The 19553-nt window shown below is 52.5% G+C and carries 17 protein-coding genes; 7 read left to right on the forward strand and 10 right to left on the reverse strand.

From position 1 onward, the window contains the following. Window positions 1–74: 74 nt before the first annotated feature. From QNN88_RS01070 to osmB, 6 genes are all read left to right on the forward strand, one after another. Entirely contained in the window at window positions 75–1214 is a 1140-nt protein-coding gene (locus QNN88_RS01070) for a CMD domain-containing protein (RefSeq protein ID WP_414238606.1), read from the forward strand. Window positions 1215–1303: 89 nt separating this feature from the next. Next, the gene (locus QNN88_RS01075) at window positions 1304–3238 is read left to right on the forward strand and encodes an exoribonuclease II (protein ID WP_414238607.1); all 1935 of its coding nucleotides are present in this window, start codon (window positions 1304–1306) and stop codon (window positions 3236–3238) included. Between the two features lie 249 nt (window positions 3239–3487). After that, window positions 3488–5479: a cyclic di-GMP phosphodiesterase gene (gene pdeR, locus QNN88_RS01080; protein ID WP_414238608.1), complete on the forward strand. Its 1992-nt coding sequence runs from the start codon at window positions 3488–3490 to the stop codon at window positions 5477–5479. A 182-nt stretch (window positions 5480–5661) separates the two neighbouring features. Continuing rightward, entirely contained in the window at window positions 5662–5844 is a 183-nt protein-coding gene (locus tag QNN88_RS01085; protein WP_414238609.1) for a hypothetical protein, read from the forward strand. A gap of 99 nt (window positions 5845–5943) precedes the next feature. Beyond that, window positions 5944–6693, forward strand: a complete 750-nt coding sequence (locus tag QNN88_RS01090) for a DNA-binding transcriptional regulator YciT (protein ID WP_414238610.1) — start codon at window positions 5944–5946, stop codon at window positions 6691–6693. Between the two features lie 258 nt (window positions 6694–6951). After that, window positions 6952–7170, forward strand: a complete 219-nt coding sequence (osmB, locus tag QNN88_RS01095; RefSeq protein ID WP_000498253.1) for an osmotically-inducible lipoprotein OsmB — start codon at window positions 6952–6954, stop codon at window positions 7168–7170. Between the two features lie 119 nt (window positions 7171–7289). Here the strand turns inward: osmB and yciH are convergent, their stop codons facing one another. From yciH to pgpB, 5 genes are all read right to left on the reverse strand, one after another. Beyond that, window positions 7290–7616, reverse strand: coding sequence for a stress response translation initiation inhibitor YciH (gene yciH, locus QNN88_RS01100; RefSeq protein ID WP_414238611.1), 327 nt, complete (start codon window positions 7614–7616; stop codon window positions 7290–7292). Further along, entirely contained in the window at window positions 7616–8353 is a 738-nt protein-coding gene (pyrF, locus tag QNN88_RS01105; protein ID WP_414238612.1) for an orotidine-5'-phosphate decarboxylase, read from the reverse strand. The genes yciH and pyrF overlap by 1 nt, the downstream gene beginning before the upstream one ends. 174 nt (window positions 8354–8527) lie before the next feature. Beyond that, window positions 8528–9697: a lipopolysaccharide assembly protein LapB gene (gene lapB / locus QNN88_RS01110; RefSeq protein WP_414238613.1), complete on the reverse strand. Its 1170-nt coding sequence runs from the start codon at window positions 9695–9697 to the stop codon at window positions 8528–8530. Between the two features lie 6 nt (window positions 9698–9703). Beyond that, complete coding sequence (locus tag QNN88_RS01115; RefSeq protein ID WP_414238614.1) at window positions 9704–10012, reverse strand: LapA family protein; 309 nt, start codon at window positions 10010–10012, stop codon at window positions 9704–9706. 149 nt (window positions 10013–10161) lie between these two features. After that, window positions 10162–10926, reverse strand: coding sequence for a phosphatidylglycerophosphatase B (gene pgpB / locus QNN88_RS01120; RefSeq protein WP_414238615.1), 765 nt, complete (start codon window positions 10924–10926; stop codon window positions 10162–10164). Between the two features lie 196 nt (window positions 10927–11122). Here pgpB and ribA point away from each other — a divergent pair, with 196 nt between their 5' ends. Then, window positions 11123–11713, forward strand: a complete 591-nt coding sequence (gene ribA / locus QNN88_RS01125; protein ID WP_044257729.1) for a GTP cyclohydrolase II — start codon at window positions 11123–11125, stop codon at window positions 11711–11713. Window positions 11714–11763: 50 nt separating this feature from the next. Here ribA and acnA read toward each other — a convergent pair whose 3' ends face one another. The 5 genes from acnA to topA form a co-directional block, all read right to left on the reverse strand. Continuing rightward, on the reverse strand, window positions 11764–14439 hold the full coding sequence (gene acnA, locus QNN88_RS01130) for an aconitate hydratase AcnA (RefSeq protein WP_414238616.1): 2676 nt from the start codon (window positions 14437–14439) through the stop codon (window positions 11764–11766). Between the two features lie 331 nt (window positions 14440–14770). Then, window positions 14771–14866 (reverse strand): small membrane protein YmiC, encoded by a 96-nt coding sequence (gene ymiC, locus QNN88_RS01135; protein ID WP_414238617.1) that lies wholly within the window; start codon window positions 14864–14866, stop codon window positions 14771–14773. Window positions 14867–15168: 302 nt separating this feature from the next. After that, the gene (locus QNN88_RS01140; RefSeq protein WP_212807457.1) at window positions 15169–15309 is read right to left on the reverse strand and encodes a YmiA family putative membrane protein; all 141 of its coding nucleotides are present in this window, start codon (window positions 15307–15309) and stop codon (window positions 15169–15171) included. A gap of 320 nt (window positions 15310–15629) precedes the next feature. Next, window positions 15630–16604: an HTH-type transcriptional regulator CysB gene (cysB, locus tag QNN88_RS01145; protein ID WP_414238618.1), complete on the reverse strand. Its 975-nt coding sequence runs from the start codon at window positions 16602–16604 to the stop codon at window positions 15630–15632. A 214-nt stretch (window positions 16605–16818) separates the two neighbouring features. Then, on the reverse strand, window positions 16819–19416 hold the full coding sequence (gene topA / locus QNN88_RS01150) for a type I DNA topoisomerase (protein WP_414238619.1): 2598 nt from the start codon (window positions 19414–19416) through the stop codon (window positions 16819–16821). Window positions 19417–19553 lie beyond the last annotated feature (137 nt).

The following is a 19553-nucleotide window of genomic DNA, read 5'->3' on the forward strand; positions in this document are numbered from 1 at the left end:
TAAGCAGCGAAAACGATCCGGCGTGATTCGACGACGACGTGTCCGGGTCGCCACATACAGACCAAGGAACGCTCATGGAACAACGCCGATTCAACGGCAAAAGCCACTGGTATCATGAAACCCAGTCCAGCACCGGCCCGCAGGACGTGTTGCCGCTGGTGCCTGAAGCCGCACACGTTGAAGACCGCTTTCTGTTGGATTTAGTGATCCCTGAAGACGCGCTTTTACCCTTTCAGTCCTGGCTGCAACCGGCCCGCCAGTTTGCTAACGAACTGTTCCCTGACACCGTTTTATTAAACCGCCTGCATACCTTTAGCGCCTATGAGCGCATGAGTACCGCGTTAACGGTCGCCCAGGTGTATGGCGTGCAGCGGCTTTGCAACCACTATGCCGCCCGTTTGACGCCGCTTCCCGGACCGGATTCGTCACGTGAGAGTAATCACCGGCTGGCGCAGATTACTCAGTATGCGCGCCAGCTTGCCAGTTCACCCTCGGTAATTGATAACCGCGCGCGCCAGCATTTATGCGATGTTGGCCTCTCCGCCTGGGATATTGCATTGATGAACCAAATCATTGGCTATATCGGTTTTCAGGCACGTGTCGTCGCCACGTTTCAGGCATGGCTGGGGCAACCGGTACGCTGGGTGCCCGGTCTGGACACGCAGTCATTCGCCGACGCATCCCTGTTTCAGCAACCCGATGCCACCTGGCATTCGGCGCACGAGCAGGTCGAACTGCGCTATGCAACGGCACAACAGTTAGAGTGTCTGTCGTGTTATCAGCCGATCGCCGCCCTTCAGCCCATCGCCCCTAATCTGGTTCACCAACCGACCCTGCTTACGCTGCTCGGTACACTGCTTAAAAGTCCATTGTCCATTGAGTCACCCGCACACAATTTCACCACGCTACTGACAGCGCGAATTAACGGCAGTGTAAGCTGCTTTAACCAACAGGCGACGTCACCGAAAATCGCCAACTTATTGCGCCAGAGCGAACACGAAATAGAACGCCGGGAACGACAGCTGCCGGTTGAGCGCCCGCTGTTCCAGGCGATTCAATTGCTGACGCGTGCACCCGATCGTTTCAGTGCCGCACAGTTCAACCCGTTCAGCGAGTCCTGTACCTCCCTCGAACAGGCAATCAATCTGCTGGCATGGTCGGGGTTATGCGGATGGCTGAATCGTCTGAAAATCGCACTGGGCGAGACACATTAACCCTTTCATTGCCATAAAGAGCGCTTGCCGCATCAGGTACTTTCGCGTAAAACTGTCAGCCGCTCTTATGGCCACGAAAATAGACAAATATGTTTCAGGACAACCCGCTGCTCGCGCAGCTTAAACAGCAACTGCATTCCCAGACGCCACGTGCAGAAGGGGTGGTAAAAGCCACGGAAAAAGGCTTTGGCTTCCTGGAAGTCGATGCGCAAAAAAGTTATTTCATTCCACCGCCGCAGATGAAAAAAGTGATGCATGGCGATCGTATTATCGCCGTCATCCACACTGAGAAAGATCGTGAATCTGCGGAGCCGGAAGAACTGGTTGAGCCGTTCCTGACCCGCTTTGTCGGTAAAGTGCAGGGTAAGAACGATCGCCTGTCCATCGTGCCGGATCATCCGCTGTTGAAAGACGCTATCCCCTGCCGCGCCGCACGCGGTGTGGAGCATGAATTTAAAGAGGGTGACTGGGCCGTTGCTGAAATGCGCCGTCATCCGCTCAAAGGCGATCGCACCTTCTACGCCGAATTAACCCAGTTCATCACGTTTGCTGACGACCACTTCGTCCCCTGGTGGGTCACCCTGGCGCGGCATAATCTTGAAAAAGAAGCGCCGGATGGCGTGGCGACGGAAATGCTGGACGAAGGTCTGGAACGTCAGGATCTGACGGCGCTGAATTTCGTTACTATCGACAGCGCCAGCACGGAAGATATGGACGATGCGCTGTATGCCGAAGAACTGGCTGACGGCAAACTGCAACTGACCGTGGCGATTGCCGACCCAACCGCCTGGATCGCCGAAGGCAGCAAACTGGATAACGCCGCGAAAATCCGGGCGTTCACCAACTATCTGCCGGGCTTTAACATTCCAATGTTGCCACGCGAACTGTCTGACGACCTCTGCTCACTGCGCGCCAATGAAGTGCGCCCGGTTCTCGCCTGTCGCATGACCATTGCCGCTGATGGCACCATTGAAGAGGACATCACGTTCTTCGCCGCCACGATTGAATCAAAAGCAAAACTGGCTTATGACAACGTCTCTGACTGGCTGGAAAACAGCGGTAGCTGGCAGCCTGAAAGTGAAGAAATCGCCCGGCAGATTCGTCTGCTGCAGCGTATCTGCCTGAGCCGTGGTGAGTGGCGTCATCAGCATGCGCTGGTGTTTAAAGATCGCCCTGACTACCGCTTCATTCTCGGCGAAAATGGCGAAGTGCTCGATATCGTCGCAGAACCGCGTCGCATCGCGAACCGGATTGTCGAAGAGTCGATGATTGCGGCCAACATCTGCGCTGCACGCGTCCTGCGCGATAAACTCGGCTTTGGCATTTACAACGTTCACCTGGGCTTTGACCCGGCCAATGCCGATGCGCTGGCCGCGCTGCTGCAATCCCACGGAATGCATGTGAACGCCGAAGAGGTATTAACTCTCGAAGGTTTCTGCAAGCTGCGTCGAGAACTGGATGCGCAACCGTCGGGCTTCCTCGACAGCCGTATTCGTCGCTTCCAGTCTTTTGCGGAAATCAGCATTGAGCCGGGTCCACACTACGGGCTGGGTCTGGAGGCTTACGCCACCTGGACATCACCGATTCGTAAGTATGGCGACATGATTAACCATCGCCTGCTGAAAGCCGTCATCAAAGGTGAAAGCATTAACCGTCCGCAGGAAGAGATCACCGTCCAGATGGCGGAACGTCGTCGCCTGAACCGTATGGCGGAACGCGACGTCGGTGACTGGTTGTATGCCCGCTTTCTGAGCGATAAAGCCGGTACAGATACCCGCTTCGCCGCGGAGATCATGGATGTTAGTCGCGGTGGGATGCGCGTACGCCTGGTGGAGAACGGCGCGGTTGCTTTTATCCCTGCGCCATTCCTGCACGCCGTACGTGATGAGCTGGTTTGCAGCCAGGAGAGCGGCACCATCCAGATTAAAGGTGAAACCGTCTATAAAGTGACGGATGTGATTGATGTCACCATCGCCGAAGTGCGAATGGAAACCCGCAGTATTATCGCCCGTCCTGCAGCCTGACGCCCCACCCTGTAACGGCCTTTTTCTTTTCGGAAAAGGCCGTTTTCTTTCCCCCAACGCGCCATTCTCTCACTACACTCTGTTTGTCAGCCGGATATATTTTTTACAATGCCTGGGCTTTTTACCGGTTCTGAATTACAAATAAATACATAAACAAAACAAGATGTTCAGCTATCGTTAATTTTAATTAACGCTGGCTAATCCCTTCCATTGAAGGTGGTCTGTGCTTTAAACGGGAGGGTGTTCACCGTGAAAGACATTCTGGAGTCCGCAACGTTGTATAGCTATCTTGGCACGCACACGCCTTACTGGCATTTGTCAGAAGATTCCAACACCCTATATTTGTCCGTTACCGAAGCAAACGACCGTATGCAGAGCGTTGAACTGACGCCCGAGCAAGCCGAAAGCATCCGCGAGTTGACCGTCATCACGTCCAGCCTGATGATGACGCTTCCCTTTGAAGACAACGATGTCCCGGTACATCTGGTGGGGCGAAAAATCAGCAAACATGAATGGGCTGGCAACGCGTCGGCCTGGCACGACACCCCTTCCGTGGCGCGCGACCTGGTCAAGGGGCTGTCGTTTGCGGAGCAGGTAGTGACTGAAGCCAACTCTGCCATTGTCATTCTCGACAGCCGGGGCAATATTCAGCGATTCAATCGCCTGTGTGAAGAGTATACGGGCCTGAAAGAGCAGGAAGTCATTGGGCAGAGCGTCTTCAAACTCTTTATGAGTCGCCGGGAAGCTGCCGCCTCTCGCCAGAATATCAGCGGTTTCTTTCGTAACGGCAATTCGTATGAAGTGGAACGCTGGATAAAGACCCGCAAGGGACAGCGTCTGTTCCTGTTCCGCAATAAGTTTGTCCACAGCGGCAGCGGAAAGAATGAAATCTATCTGATCTGTTCTGGTACAGACATCACCGAAGAACGGCGTGCGCAGGAACGGTTGCGGGTGCTGGCGAATACCGACACGATTACCGGGTTGCCAAATCGTAATGCCATTCATGAGCTGATTAACGACGCCATCGAACAAGCTGGCGACAGCCAGGTGGGCATTGTTTATCTCGACCTGGATAATTTCAAGAAGGTGAACGACGCCTGGGGCCATATGTTTGGCGATCAGCTTTTACAGGCAGTGTCGCTGGCGCTGCTGAGCTGTCTGGAAGAGAATCAGTTGCTGGCACGTCACGGCGGTGACGAGTTTATTATACTGGCAACCCAGACATCTCAGAGCTCGCTTGAAGCGGTCGCGTCGCGCATCCTTACCCGGTTGCGCCAACCCTTTCGCATCGGCCTTATAGAAGTTTATACCGGCTGTTCTGTTGGCATCGCAATGGCGCCTCATCATGGTGAAAATAGCGACAGCCTGATCCGTAATGCCGATACCGCCATGTATACCGCCAAAGAAGGCGGACGCGGCCAGTTCTGCGTCTTTTCGCCGGAGATGAACGAGCGGGTATTTGAATATCTGTGGCTGGATACCAACCTGCGAAAGGCACTGGAAAATGATCAATTGCTGATTCATTACCAGCCGAAAGTCACCTGGCGGGGAGAGGTCCGCAGCCTTGAGGCATTGGTGCGCTGGCAGTCTCCTGAGCGCGGGCTTATCCCACCGCTGGAGTTCATCTCTTATGCCGAGGAGTCCGGGCTGATTGTGCCGCTTGGCCGCTGGGTGATCATCGACGTGGTGCGCCAGGTTGCAAAATGGCGTGATAAAGGCATCAACCTGCGCGTGGCGGTTAACATCTCTGCCCGCCAGTTGGCCGACCAGACGATTTTCACGGATTTGAAACGCGTCCTGCACGAACTCAATTTTGAATATTGCCCTATTGATGTCGAATTGACGGAAAGCTGCCTGATTGAAAACGAAGCGCTCGCGCTGTCCGTCATACAGCAGTTTAGCCAGCTCGGCGCCCAGGTTCACCTGGATGACTTTGGCACCGGTTATTCCTCGCTTTCGCAACTGACGCGTTTCCCGATAGATGCCATTAAGCTGGATCAAATTTTCGTTCGCGATATCCATAAGAAATCGGTGTCGCAATCGATGGTACGCGCGATTGTCGCCGTGGCACAGGCCTTAAATCTACAGGTAATTGCCGAAGGTGTGGAGAGCGCCAAAGAGGATGCTTTTCTGACGAAAAACGGCGTTAATGAACGACAGGGATTTTTATTTGCTAAACCCATGCCTGCCGCCGTGTTTGAGCGCTGGTACAAACGTTATCTCAACAAGAAAAAACACTAAGCGGGAAAAATGTTAAGCTAAGCAAAACAGAGAGTTTCGCTTTCCGCCGGATCCATATCTGTATGTAATCGCAGAATATATAATATTCCCTAAAGGTTCTGTCGAGGCTGAATTTTCCCTTCTCTTTTGCCGCCATTTTTTGCATCATTAAATTCTTTCATACTTTGACCAAGGATCCCCCCATGTCTGATATCGATGCTAAACGGGTTGCCGAGCGTATTGATACCGTGCTTGATATCCTGGTGGCTGGTGATGTCCACTCCGCCATCCATAATCTCGAAATTCTGAAAGTGGAATTATTGAGCAAGGTGCAGGATGACGCCGAATCATCGACGAACAAGCCCCGGGCCCCGTGGGAGATCTGATTATTTCGCGCGCGGTTTGCTGGCGTGTGTCGCCTGGAAGTTACACCGCCGTATGTGTTTAATCTGTGCGGTATCATTACCGCTATAAAAATGAAAGCTATGAACTCCCGACAACAAAAAATATTGCAAATGGTCATTGATAAAGGCCAGATGAGTGTCTCTGAACTGGCCAAAATGACTGGCGTTTCCGAAGTCACTATTCGTCAGGATCTGAACACTCTCGAGAAACAGAGCTTTCTGCGGCGTGCGCACGGTTTTGCCGTTTCGCTGGATAGCGAAGATGTGGAAACCCGGATGATGTCCAACTATACCCTGAAGCGTCAGCTCGCTGAGTTCGCGGCGTCGCTGGTCAACCCGGGTGAGTCGGTATTCATTGAGAATGGCAGCAGCAATGCCCTGCTGGCACGAACACTGGCGGAACAGAAAGACGTCACCATCATCACGGTCAGTAGTTATATCGCTCACCTGCTGAAAGAGACGCCTTGTGAAGTGATCCTGCTTGGCGGCATCTATCAGAAAAAAAGCGAGAGTATGGTAGGGCCGCTGACTCGCCAGTTCATCCAGCAGGTCCATTTTAGCAAGGCGTTTATTGGCATTGATGGTTGGCAGACCGAAACGGGCTTCACGGGCCGCGATATGATGCGGGCCGATGTGGTCAATGCCGTGCTGGAGAAAGGGTCGGAAGCCATTGTCCTGACCGACAGTTCTAAATTCGGTGCGGTCCATCCGTACACGCTGGGTCCTATCGAGCGGTTCAGTCGCGTGATCACCGATGCCAGAATTTCTGCCAGCGACCGCAAGTTGATGGAACAGCGGGGCCTGACCATTAATATCGTCGACGCTGAGTAATATATCCGCAAATGATTTGCCCACCGCAGATCATTTGCGCTCTGAGACTATTCTGACGCCTGAATTAAGACTATTTACCTGTCGTTACCAGGTGAACGTCGTAAAATGAATATTAGCGATATAACAGGAAGTGACTATCACCTGCGTGATATTACCCTGCGCAATAAGGTTTCATGGGTACTCTCTTTAATACAGGATATTTTAACTATAATTAAAGAGAACTTAATTCCATGAATCGTTAATTCAGGAGAAAGTATTATGTTTGTAACGAGCAAAAAAATGACCGCCGCTGTACTGGCTATTACCCTGGCCATGTCTCTGAGTGCCTGTTCTAACTGGTCCAAGCGTGATCGTAACACCGCAATCGGTGCCGGCGCGGGTGCATTAGGTGGAGCAGTTTTAACGGACGGTAGCACGCTGGGTACATTGGGTGGAGCTGCTGTTGGTGGTGTTATCGGCCACCAGGTAGGTAAATAATCGTAAAAATCTACGGTTGACCGGCTCGATATAATACGACGATTATTTTTTTCTGGTCTGCACTACACAATAGTTAACAGTAATATAAAAGCCACGATGCATATATCGTGGCTTTTTTATCAACCACCTGCCAGCTTCACTTTCAGGCCTTTAGCTTCCAGCAGCGACTTAATTAAATCGCGCTTGTCGCCCTGAATTTCAATCACGCCGTCTTTCACTGCCCCACCGCAACCACATTTTTTCTTCAGTTCTGCGGCCAGCTTGCTGAGTTCGCCATCATCCAGATCAACGCCGGTAATCAGGCACACGCCCTTCCCCTTGCGTCCGCTGGTCTGACGCTGGATACGGACAATCCCGTCGCCCTTCGGACGTTCGGGCGCCGCTTTAGGTTCATCAATCCGCCCACTCTCCGTCGAATAAACCAGACGGCTGTTGGAATCACTCATTACACCTCCCGCTTCAGCGACGCGTTGATGGCTTTCAGCGTCTGTGCCGGATCGTCAGACTGCGTCACGGGACGCCCAATCACCATATAATCCACACCTGCCGCCAGTGCCTGTTCAGGAGTCATAATCCTCCGCTGATCGCCTGCCGCGCTGCCCTGAGGACGGATACCGGGGGTGACCAGTTTGAAATCATGACCAAACGCCTGCTTAAAGCGCATCGCCTCCTGGGCTGAGCAGACGACACCATCGAGGCCACATTTTTGCGTCAACGCGGCCAGGCGCTCAGCATGTTCGACAGGTGACAGTGTCACGCCGATGTCCGCTAAATCGCTGGCCTCCATGCTGGTCAAGACAGTAACCGCTATTAACAACGGCGCATCCTTGCCAAATGACAGCAGTGCTTCACGGGCTGCGGTCATCATTCTTGCCCCACCCGACGCATGAACGTTAACCATCCAGACGCCAAGATCCGCCGCAGCAGCCACCGCGTGAGCTGCGGTATTCGGGATATCATGGAATTTCAGATCCAGAAAGATATCAAAGCCACGCTGCTGGAGGTCGCGAACCAGTTGGGGTCCGAATAGCGTGAACATCTCTTTACCAACTTTCAGACGGCACTCGCGGGGATCGATTCGGTCGACAAACGCCAGAGCGTGATCGCGGTTATTATAATCGAGAGCAACAACGACAGGAGAATCGGTAGCCGTGCAGGGAGAAGATGAAGCAGTTAACGTCATAACCAGGCCTTCTTGCTAGGGGGCAAATGGGTAAACGGCGTGCATTCTACCTGTCAGGCGCAAAAATTAACAGACGCGATTGCATTTCTGCCAGACGATGTGGCACAGAGGCTGATATGGAGATGCGAATTAACGCATTAGTATGTTGTAACTAAAACGGGATCTTTTTAAAAATTACAATCCATCAAGGCCGCGAATCGGTTTGATCGTTGACCAGGCGCGGCAGGAAGGACAATGCCAGTACAGGGTATACGCGGTAAAACCGCATTTAGCGCAGCGGTAGCGCGGCTTGCTGCGCACCTGCTCGCCCACCATATCGCGCAGCACCATCAGGCTCTCTTTCGCACGCCCCTCTTCGGCTTCGTTAAGGTGATAGTCCATCAGTTTATGAAAAACGCGCATCGTCGGGTGACGCTGAAGCTGTCGGGTAATATACACCTGCGCCGTTTCCGTCCCTTCGCGGGCCTCGAGAATATCGGCCAGCATCAATTCTGCAGCAGCGCCGGTATTTTCTTCGACAGCACGGCGCAAGAACTCCGCCCATTCCTCGTTTTTGCCTGACTGTTGATAGCAGGTCTGGAGCATTTCCAGCGTTTCACTGACCAGTTCTTTATCCTGGGAAATCACCCGCTGGAGACATTCAACGGCCTTCGCGTAATCGCCCTTCGCCATCCAGACACGCCCCATCATAATAGAAACTCTGGCGCTATTTTTGTCCGCCGCAGCCCCTTTTTTCAGCAATGTCATGGCGCGATCCATGTCGTCGCTGCCCATCTGCTGCAACGCCAGTTCACAGTAAAAATGGGCGATTTCGATACGTTGCTTATCTTTACCCAGTTTGACCAGCCGTTCCGCAACCTCAATGGCCTTCTGCCAGTCGCTGGTTGCCTGATAAATCTGCAACAGCTGCTGCAACGCGCCGACGCGAAAATCCGTTTCATCGGTAAGCTGATTAAACATATCTTCCGCCCGGTCATATAAGCCGGCGGCCATGTAATCGCGGCCTAACTGCTGAACCGCCAGTAGCCGCTGTTCATAGGTCAGCGAGGCGCTTTCCATGAGAGTCTGGTGAATACGGATGGCGCGGTCGACCTCGCCGCGAGAGCGAAACAGGTTTCCGAGAGTGAGATGAGCCTCAACGGTGCCGGTATCCTCTTTCAACATATCGAGGAACAGATCCACCGCTTTATCTTGTTGGTTGCTCAGGAGGAAGTTAACCCCCGCGACATAATCGCGGGACAGGCGGTTAGCTTCATCCTGTTTTGTTTGTTGCGCACTTCTGCGACCCATATACCAGCCATAGGCGGCAGCAACAGGTAAAAGCAGAAACAACAACTCCAGCATAAACGGTTATTCCTTCGCGACCGACGTACCAGACGTCACCACAACGTCTGTCGCAGGCGAGAGCTGGCTTTCCAGTCGTTTAATTTTACGTTCAGCACGCACCAGAGAAACACGAACCCGCAGCCAGAAAAGACCACAGATTAACCAACCAATGGCGAATCCCGCAGCGAACAAAACGGCCAGCAGGGTTGAGATACGATACTCCCCCTGAGCCAACAGGTAATTAAAGGTCACCTGTTGATCGTTCTGCGCACCCAATGTTACCGAGATAACAAATATCGCCAACACCAGTAAGAAAATGAGTAAATATTTCACATTACTTCCCGTTATGTGGTTTAAGCGAATAAATCGTGTTCAACTTACCGCATTTAGCCTTTTAAATTACCATTTTCACGGCGTGTGCGAAATGGAAAGCACCCGGCTTTCGGATGATTTAAGGGCAAACCAGAAAAAATCAACCCTGGCTAGCCGTTTTGCTCACGTTCAGCAATCTCCTGCCTTTCTTCTGCTGGCGGCATGAGCGGCCCACAGAAACGCTGCGCAAGCCAGGTCGCCAGTGTCACCAACGCCCATGAGATTAGCGTTGCGACCACCAGATCGCGCGGCCAGTGCATGCCCAACAGCATTCGGCTGCCCATAACCCCTGTCGCCCACACCAGTAAAATAGCAATCGTCAGCGTCCTCCGGCGAGGCCACAACAACCCAACGGCGAGCAGCGCCCAGCTTGCCGCAAACATCGTGTGACCAGACGGAAACGCAAATCCGGTCTCTTTTTGCCAGTGCTGACGCAAGAAGAGCGGAATATCCTGCTGGGTTGAGAGCTGCGTCTTCACCAGAGCACTGCGCTCCTTCCGTTTTAAAGTGTAGAACTCATAAACCGGGATATGATGCGTTTTTTCCAGCCATATCACGAATGGACGAGGCTCCTGTACCCGTTCTTTGACCCATGACTTAACGCCCTGACCTATCAGGATCGCGCCCGCCAGAATAGCAAAAAGCATCACCGCCGCTTTGAGGCGAAAGCGTAAACACCATAAAAACCAGCCACAGAGAATAACATGCGTGATAATGCCCCACGGTTGGGTGACCGTTTCAGTTATCCAGTACATCGCCTTTAGCCACCTGGAGTCATGTCCCGGTTGCCAGCGCCAGCCGGACACCCACACGGCAACAGGCATAATCAACAATAATCCCGCTCCCACCGTAGTACGCTTTGCAATCGACAGCATGAACACCTCTTTTACGGATAAGTGTCACAATCATAACCGAAAAATTCCCTGTCCGGGGAAATTGACAGATTTGTGCCATTCGCATGATGATTGCGCGGCAGCGATTAGGTGAAGTCCGTTGCCTTATGGCAAAATAAGAAAATAAGCCAACAGGCAACGGCACAACATCGCGTGCCGGCATTATCTGGAGAAACACATGCAGCTTAAACGAGTGGCAGAAGCCAAACTGCCAACCCCATGGGGCGATTTCCTGATGGTGGGATTTGAAGAACTGGCAACCGGGCACGATCATGTCGCGTTAGTGTATGGTGATATTTCAGGTCAGACGCCGGTTCTGGCCCGTGTCCATTCAGAATGTCTGACGGGCGATGCCCTGTTCAGTCTGCGCTGCGACTGTGGTTTTCAACTGGAAGCCGCCCTGACGCATATCGCGGAGGAAGGACGCGGTATCCTGCTTTATCATCGTCAGGAAGGACGTAACATCGGTCTGCTCAATAAGATTCGCGCCTATGCATTGCAGGATCAGGGCTACGACACCGTAGAGGCTAACCACCAGTTAGGCTTTGCCGCTGATGAACGTGATTTCACCCTCTGCGCAGATATGTTCAAACTGCTGGGCGTTGATGAAGTACGCCTGCTCACCAATAACCCGAAGAAAGTCGAGATCCTCACTGAGGCAGGTATCAATATCGTGGAGCGTGTACCGCTGATTGTGGGCCGTAATCCCAATAATGAACATTATCTGGATACCAAAGCGGCCAAGATGGGTCACTTGTTGAGTAAGTAAGTCATGCGTTAAAGAAAAACCTGCATCGTGTGATGCAGGCTTTTTTATTTTTATTTCAACATATTACGAATGACATAGTGCAAAATACCGTCGTTCTGGTAATAGGTCAGCTCGGTGGCGGTATCAATACGACAGCGGCACTGCACCACCTCTTTGCTCCCGTCAGCCCGGGTTAACGTCACCGGTACGGTAGCGCCAGGTTTCAGTTTTTGCAGATCGGCAATATCGATAGCCTCTTCCCCGGTCAGTCCCAGCGTTTTACGCGTCACGCCCTGCGGGAATTCCAGAGGCAGGATCCCCATCCCAATCAGGTTTGAGCGGTGAATACGTTCAAACGACTCCGCAATAACCACGCGAATGCCCAGCAGTCTTGGCCCTTTTGCGGCCCAGTCACGACTGGAACCCGAACCATATTCTTTGCCGGCAATAACTGCCAGCGGGATTTTCTTCTGCTGATACTGCATTGCCGCATCATAGATAGACAACACCTCAGTGCCGGGAAGATATCGCGTCATTCCTCCTTCCACACCCGGCACCATTTCGTTGCGAATGCGGATGTTAGCGAACGTTCCGCGCATCATCACTTCGTGGTTACCGCGTCGCGAACCGTAGGAGTTGAAGTCTTTGCGTTCCACGCCGTGACTTTGCAGATAACGCCCGGCGGGACTGTCCGCTTTAATACTCCCGGCAGGAGAAATGTGGTCGGTGGTCACGGAATCCCCCAGCATTGCCAGAATGCGTGCGCCGTGTATGTCGGTCACCGGAGCGGGTTCCGCCAGCATCTCATCAAAGAAAGGCGACAAACGAATGTAGGTTGAATCATTTTGCCAGCCATAGGTGTCTGAGCGATCAACATTGATTGCTTTCCACTCTGGTGTCCCTTCAAATACCTCCGCATATTCTTTGCGGAACATTTCTGAAGAAACCAACTCCACCGCACGGGCAATCTCCTGCGCCGACGGCCAGATATCTTTCAGGTAAACCGGATCGCCTTTGCGATCGTGGCCGAGCGGATCTTTCTCCAGGTTGATGTTCATATTCCCCGCAAGGGCGTACGCAACAACCAGCGGAGGTGACGCCAGCCAGTTAGTTTTCACCAGCGGATGGATACGACCTTCAAAATTACGGTTGCCCGACAACACAGCACCCACGGTCAGATCGCCCTTCTTAATCGCGGTTTCGATAGGTTCCGGCAGTGGCCCTGAGTTACCGATACAGGTCGTACAGCCATATCCCACAAGGTTAAAACCCAACTCATCGAGATACGGCGTCAGTTTCGCCTTTGCCAGATAATCCGAGACCACTTTCGATCCTGGCGCCAGCGAGGCTTTCACCCACGGTTGACGCTTCAGCCCAAGCGTTACGGCTTTTTTGGCCAACAGGCCTGCGGCCATCAATACGCTCGGGTTAGAGGTGTTCGTACAGGACGTGATGGCCGAGATCACCACTGCACCATCCGGTAACTGATAGTGTTGGCCGTTCAGCATATAGTCTACCGGCTGGCGGTCTTTCTGCGCGGTATTGAGTTCCAGTTCACTGCTGGCGGCAAATGCTTTCGGCACATCACCCAGCGCGACGCGATCCTGCGGACGTTTCGGTCCGGCGAGGCTCGCCTCGACATCATTCATATCCAGCGCCAGCGTGCTGGTGAAGACGGGTTCATCGCCGGTATTGCGCCACATCCCCTGCGCCTTCGCGTATTTCTCAACCAGTTCGATTTGATCTTCACTGCGCCCGCTAAGGCGCATATAGTCCAGCGTCACGCCGTCAATGGGGAAGAAGCCGCAGGTCGCACCATATTCTGGTGACATATTGGCGATAGTGGCGCGGTCGGCCAGCGGTAAGGAATCCAGCCCGTCGCCATAGAATTCGACAAATTTGCCAACCACGCCGTGCTTACGCAGCATTTGGGTGACGGTTAACACAAGGTCGGTTGCAGTTATCCCTTCACGCAGTTTTCCGGTCAGTTTGAAACCCACCACATCCGGGATCAGCATTGAGACAGGTTGTCCCAGCATTGCTGCTTCAGCCTCGATACCGCCCACGCCCCAGCCCAGAACGCCCAGACCGTTAATCATGGTGGTGTGTGAGTCGGTGCCGACCAGCGTGTCCGGATAAGCCACCCATTCACCGTCCTGCAATTCGCTCCACACCGCTTTGCCAAGGTATTCGAGGTTAACCTGGTGGCAAATACCGGTTCCTGGCGGCACGACGCTGAAGCGACTGAAGGCCTGCTGACCCCATTTAAGAAACATGTAACGCTCGTGGTTACGTTCCATTTCGAGACGCACGTTCTCTTCGAACGCATCGTCATCGCCAAAATGGTCAACGGTGACGGAGTGGTCGATCACCAGATCCACCGGTGATAAAGGATTCACTTTTGCGGTATCGCCACCCAGGCGTTTTACCGCTTCGCGCATGGCGGCGAGATCCACCACGGCCGGGACGCCGGTAAAATCCTGCATTAACACCCGCGCGGGCCGGTAAGCAATTTCGCGATCGGCATGGGCATTTTTTAGCCAGCCGGCCAGCGCCTGGATATCGTCCTGGGTAACCGAATCGCCATCCTGCCAGCGCAGCAGGTTCTCCAGTAGGACTTTCAGTGACTTGGGCAGACGGGTGATGTCGCCCAAAGATTTCGCAGCCAGCGGCAGACTGTAGTAGTGGTAGGTTTTGTCTTTGGCCTGCAGTGTGTCCTTACTGGCTTCTCGTAGGGTTGACGACATAGCTCCTCCTTAATGACAGGGTTGCGATGCCCTGATCTCCTCAGGGTGAATATTAAAGATAACACAAACACACTGTAACGTTTTGATAACAACCCAAATTGATAAAAGAGGAAAAACCGAACGGCGAACAGACAAGAGAGGACAAGCGCGTATATGAGGGAAAAGAAACGAAAACCTCGCCACAGCGAGGTTTCAGATTGCTGACTACCTGTAGATTTGTGTTTATGTCGGGTGGCGACTACGCCTTATCCGTCCTGAACACTTTCGATATCAATGCGTTGCTCAGGCCACATGCAGGGCTGAGCAACACTATCAGGCGGAAGGTTTAAGATTAATTTATCACGATCCAGAACAGTTCAGCCCAAAAAATCAGCGAGACGGAAAATGCTCCCATCCAGGACCAGTATTTCATATTTGCAGTCATCATCGGCTACACCTGTTTTTGTTTAATACATTGTGTTGAGTTTTCTCAACGTTTATTGCTGTGGTGTAACGTTAAAAGCTTACCGCCGATAATTTATCGGTACAAAAACGGTAATAAAAATGGTGACGATTATTGTTTCTGTTCATCGTCTACATCGAATAATGCAATAAATGCTTGCTGGGGTTGAGTCAGCTTCCAGGCTTCAGGAACAGTTTTCACGCACGCACCTTTTTTCGTTTCTCGCACTCTGTCATCGGAGTGACATGTGGGCAACGAGGTCTGTTGTGAGTCGTGAACAACCATTTTTACCCCCAGGCATTCCAGATAAGCAGTGCAATCACGACCCAAAACAGCGCTGAGCCCAGGAAAACCGCAAGCCATGCTTTGCGTTTCATCTCAGGGTCCCGACGCGGTTCCTGGTTTTCAGACGGCATTGCTAACCTCATACAATCGGTATCACTTATCATTTAAGCACCAACAATCGGTACAATTAATCATCAGATGAGACAAATCCTAATGAAACTTTAGTCAAAAATCCAGCGAATTTACGAATCGTTTCCAGTGAATAAATCAATCTTTTGATCGAAAATAAATATTTGAAAGGGGAAATTTGCGAGGCGGGGAATAAGACACTACTTTATGGCCGATTACCCATAATTTATGTATGGTTAAAGTTATTGTTTCAGCCTGAATAAAGGAAGTGTGATTTAATTAAAACTTTCGGTATCCCCTGCGAACAAAAGATACCGATCTTTTCTTGTGACGATTACTTTTCAGGTAATTTTATATCTTTAAACATCGCTTCAATTTCTTCATTTGAGCGCAACGCCACGGCGGTATCGACCACATCTCGCGTTAAATGCGGTGCGAAGCGTTGAATGAAATCATACATATAACTGCGCAGGAACGTGCTGCGACGAAAACCGATTTTGGTTGTGCTGTGACTGAAAACGTCATGGGCGTCCACACGAACCAGATCCGGGTCAGACTGCGGGTCGACGGCCATACTGGCAATCACCCCTACCCCTAAGCCTAAACGCACGTAGGTTTTGATCACATCAGCGTCAGTCGCCGTAAAGACAATACGTGGCGTCAGACCTGCACGGTTAAAAGCGGTATCCAGTTCAGAACGCCCCGTAAAGCCAAAGGTATACGTCACCAGCGGATACTGCGCCAGCTCTTCAATCGTCACCGACGCTTTATTGGCCAGCGGATGTTCCGGCGTCACCACAATCGAGCGGTTCCAGTGATAGCACGGCAGCATCACCAGATCGTCATACAGATGCAGCGCTTCCGTGGCAATGGCAAAATCTGCATTCCCTTTAGAAACCGCTTCAGCAATCTGCGTCGGCGATCCCTGGTGCATGTGCAGCGACACGCGAGGGTAGCGCTCAATAAAGCCTTTAATCACATTCGGCAGCGCATAACGTGCCTGGGTATGCGTCGTTGCAATATAGAGTGAACCCTTATCTGGCCAGGTATGTTCACCGGCAACGGATTTTATCGCATCCACTTTAGACAGCACTTCACGCGCAATACGGATAATCTCCTGGCCTGCCGGCGTCACCTGAGTCAGATGCTTACCGCTACGGGCAAAAATCTGGATGCCAAGTTCATCTTCCAGCATGCGGACCTGCTTACTGATACCCGGTTGCGAGGTATAAAGTCCTTCCGCGGTGGAGGAGACATTAAGGTTGTGGTTCACCACCTCAACGATATAGCGAAGCTGCTGTAATTTCATGTTAAACCATCCAGATTAGCGCCATCAGATCATCGTTTCAGAGCAGACAAGAATGCACTGCTAATACGATTTAATAATAAAAAAGCCGTTAACTATAACCACTATATCATTAATAACCGGACTGTATAGGGATGAGTAAAAAATAATAAGCCCGCTATAAGAACAAAAAAAGGGCCGCTTCCGCGACCCTCTTCAGCACAACAGCCCGTGGCGGTTACTTCTTGCCTTCGACCCATTTGCCGTCAACAAAGAAGGCGGACCAGCCGGTCGCTTTCCCGTCTTTTTCAGCGGCAACATACTGCTGTTTGGTCTTACGGCTAAAACGCACCAGCGTTTTATTGCCTTGCGGATCCTGTTGCGGCGCATCGGCCAGATAACGCAGTTTTTCCGGCAGACGATCGCGGAAGCGGTATAGCTCTTCCACCAGCGGCGCACGCGTTTCACGCGATTTCGGGAAGGTATTGGCAGCCAGGAAAACCCCGGCAGCGCCATCACGCAGCACGAAATACGCATCCGATTTTTCACACGGCAACTCAGGCAGCGGAACCGGATCTTCTTTCGGCGGCGCCACTTCACCATTACGCAGGATCTTACGGGTGTTTTTACACTCGTCGTTAGTGCACGCCATGTACTTACCGAAACGACCCATCTTCAGGTGCATCTCAGAGCCACATTTTTCGCACTCAACGATCGGACCGTCATACCCTTTGATACGGAATTCGCCTTCTTCGATCTCGTAGCCATCGCAGGTCGGGTTATTACCACAAACGTGCAGCTTACGCTTCGGATCGATCAGGTAGCTGTCCATCGCCGTGCCGCACTTCTGGCAACGGCGTTTGGCGCGCAGGGCGTTGGTTTCCGCGTCATCGCCTTCCAGCACATTCAGGACTTCGTTTTCCGGCACCAGGTTAATGGTGGTTTTGCAGCGCTCTTTCGGCGACAACGCATAACCCGAGCAACCGAGGAACACGCCGGTACTGGCGGTACGAATCCCCATTTTGCGCCCACAGGTTGGGCAGTCGATGCTGGTCAACACCATCTGGTTCGGACGCATTCCGCCCTCTTCCGGATCTTTCTCCGCTTTATCCAGTTGCTGAGTAAAATCACTGAAGAAGTTATCGAGCACGCCTTTCCATTCGGTTTCGTGATTCGCGACCTGGTCGAGGCTGTTTTCCATCTGCGCGGTGAAATCGTAGTTCATCAGCTCGCGGAAATTCTCTTCCAGGCGGTCGGTAACAATCTCACCCATTTTTTCCGCATAGAAGCGACGGTTTTCCACCCGCACGTAGCCACGATCCTGAATGGTCGAAATGATCGACGCATAGGTCGACGGACGACCAATTCCGCGTTTTTCCAGCTCTTTCACCAGCGAGGCTTCACTGAAGCGCGCCGGTGGTTTGGTGAAGTGCTGAGCGGGGGTCAGTTCAACCAGAGACAGCGCATCGCCTTTATTGACGGCGGGCAGCGTCCGGTCTTCATCACCTTTACGCAGCGCCGGCATCACTTTCGTCCAGCCGTCGAAGCGCAGAATACGGCCACGCGCTTTCAGACGGAAATCCCCTGCGCCAACGGTCAGCGTGGTGGAGTCGTACTGCGCCGGGGTCATCTGACAGGCAACAAACTGACGCCAGATTAACTGATACAGTTTCTGCGCATCAGCTTCCATATCTTTCAGCGTTTCCGCCAGCACAGAGACATCAGAAGGACGAATCGCTTCGTGCGCTTCCTGTGAGTTTTCTTTGCTGGCGTACTGATTCGGACTTTCCGGCAGATACTTCTTACCAAAATTGTCGCCAATGTAACCGCGCACCATATTGACGGCATCCTGACTCAGGTTGGTCGAGTCGGTACGCATGTAGGTGATGTAACCCGCTTCGTACAAGCGCTGCGCCATCATCATGGTCTTTTTCACGCCAAAACCGAGACGCGTGCTGGCCGCCTGTTGCAGGGTGGAGGTGATAAACGGCGCGCCCGGCTTGCTGCTGGTCGGCTTGTCTTCACGTTCCAGAACGCTGTAGCGGGCTTTCTCCAGCAGGCTCACCGCCGCAAGCGTCTGCTCGCGGTTCACCGGACGGAACGGCTTGTCGTTCTGATGGGTTACCTGCAATGGCAGCGCGTCGCCGGAAGGCGTCGTGGTGTTGGCATCGATTTCCCAGAACTCTTCCGGAACAAACGCTTTAATTTCGCGTTCCCGCTCAACAACCAGACGCACCGCCACGGACTGTACTCGACCAGCTGACAGGCCTCGGGCAATCTTTTTCCACAACAGCGGCGAGACCATATAGCCCACCACGCGGTCCATAAAGCGACGCGCCTGCTGAGCGTTAACCCGATCAATATTCAGTTCGCCAGGCTTTTCAAACGCCTGACGAATCGCATTCTTGGTAATTTCGTTAAACACCACGCGGCTGTATCGCGTGTCATCACCGCCGATCACTTCCCGCAGGTGCCATGCAATGGCTTCCCCTTCGCGGTCAAGGTCGGTTGCGAGATAGATGTGGTCGGCCTTTTCAGCCAGTTGTTTCAGTTCAGAGACGACCTTCTCTTTACCGGGCAGCACCTCATAGTGCGCGTCCCAGTTGTGCCACGGGTCAACGCCCATACGGTTGACGAGCGCGCCACGTTCATCCTTTTTGGGCTTCTTAGCCGTTTTGGTGGAGGTAGAGTCGGCGCTCTTTTTAGCTGCTGAGCCACTGGTCGGCAAATCACGGATATGACCCACGCTGGACTTAACCACGTAGTCATTACCCAGATACTTGTTGATCGTTTTGGCTTTTGCCGGGGACTCAACGATGACAAGAGCTTTACCCATATTCACCTTTACCTAATTTGATTCTTCCAGGAATGCGTCGCACGTTGATACACCATCCACTGGCGACGAGCCACGGATATGGTCCCTGCATCTGCAGATATCAACCCCTTGTACTGACTTTGTACATTTAATAGCCA

Source organism: Citrobacter sp. ANG330, assembly GCF_047467925.1.
Taxonomy (GTDB): Bacteria; Pseudomonadota; Gammaproteobacteria; order Enterobacterales; family Enterobacteriaceae; genus Citrobacter_A; species Citrobacter_A amalonaticus_G.

What these genes read in the sequence shown, in the direction of transcription:
- lapB (WP_414238613.1), bottom strand. Translation starts at nt 9,697, where the DNA reads ATGCTGGAGTTGTTGTTTCTGCTTTTACCTGTTGCTGCCGCCTATGGC.
- ymiC (WP_414238617.1), bottom strand. Translation starts at nt 14,866, where the DNA reads ATGATGACTGCAAATATGAAATACTGGTCCTGGATGGGAGCATTTTCC.
- QNN88_RS01140 (WP_212807457.1), bottom strand. Translation starts at nt 15,309, where the DNA reads ATGAGGTTAGCAATGCCGTCTGAAAACCAGGAACCGCGTCGGGACCCT.
- acnA (WP_414238616.1), bottom strand. Translation starts at nt 14,439, where the DNA reads ATGTCGTCAACCCTACGAGAAGCCAGTAAGGACACACTGCAGGCCAAA.
- QNN88_RS01085 (WP_414238609.1), top strand. Translation starts at nt 5,662, where the DNA reads ATGTCTGATATCGATGCTAAACGGGTTGCCGAGCGTATTGATACCGTG.
- topA (WP_414238619.1), bottom strand. Translation starts at nt 19,416, where the DNA reads ATGGGTAAAGCTCTTGTCATCGTTGAGTCCCCGGCAAAAGCCAAAACG.
- pyrF (WP_414238612.1), bottom strand. Translation starts at nt 8,353, where the DNA reads ATGACGTTAACTGCTTCATCTTCTCCCTGCACGGCTACCGATTCTCCT.
- QNN88_RS01075 (WP_414238607.1), top strand. Translation starts at nt 1,304, where the DNA reads ATGTTTCAGGACAACCCGCTGCTCGCGCAGCTTAAACAGCAACTGCAT.
- pgpB (WP_414238615.1), bottom strand. Translation starts at nt 10,926, where the DNA reads ATGCTGTCGATTGCAAAGCGTACTACGGTGGGAGCGGGATTATTGTTG.
- ribA (WP_044257729.1), top strand. Translation starts at nt 11,123, where the DNA reads ATGCAGCTTAAACGAGTGGCAGAAGCCAAACTGCCAACCCCATGGGGC.
- QNN88_RS01070 (WP_414238606.1), top strand. Translation starts at nt 75, where the DNA reads ATGGAACAACGCCGATTCAACGGCAAAAGCCACTGGTATCATGAAACC.
- osmB (WP_000498253.1), top strand. Translation starts at nt 6,952, where the DNA reads ATGTTTGTAACGAGCAAAAAAATGACCGCCGCTGTACTGGCTATTACC.
- cysB (WP_414238618.1), bottom strand. Translation starts at nt 16,604, where the DNA reads ATGAAATTACAGCAGCTTCGCTATATCGTTGAGGTGGTGAACCACAAC.
- yciH (WP_414238611.1), bottom strand. Translation starts at nt 7,616, where the DNA reads ATGAGTGATTCCAACAGCCGTCTGGTTTATTCGACGGAGAGTGGGCGG.
- QNN88_RS01090 (WP_414238610.1), top strand. Translation starts at nt 5,944, where the DNA reads ATGAACTCCCGACAACAAAAAATATTGCAAATGGTCATTGATAAAGGC.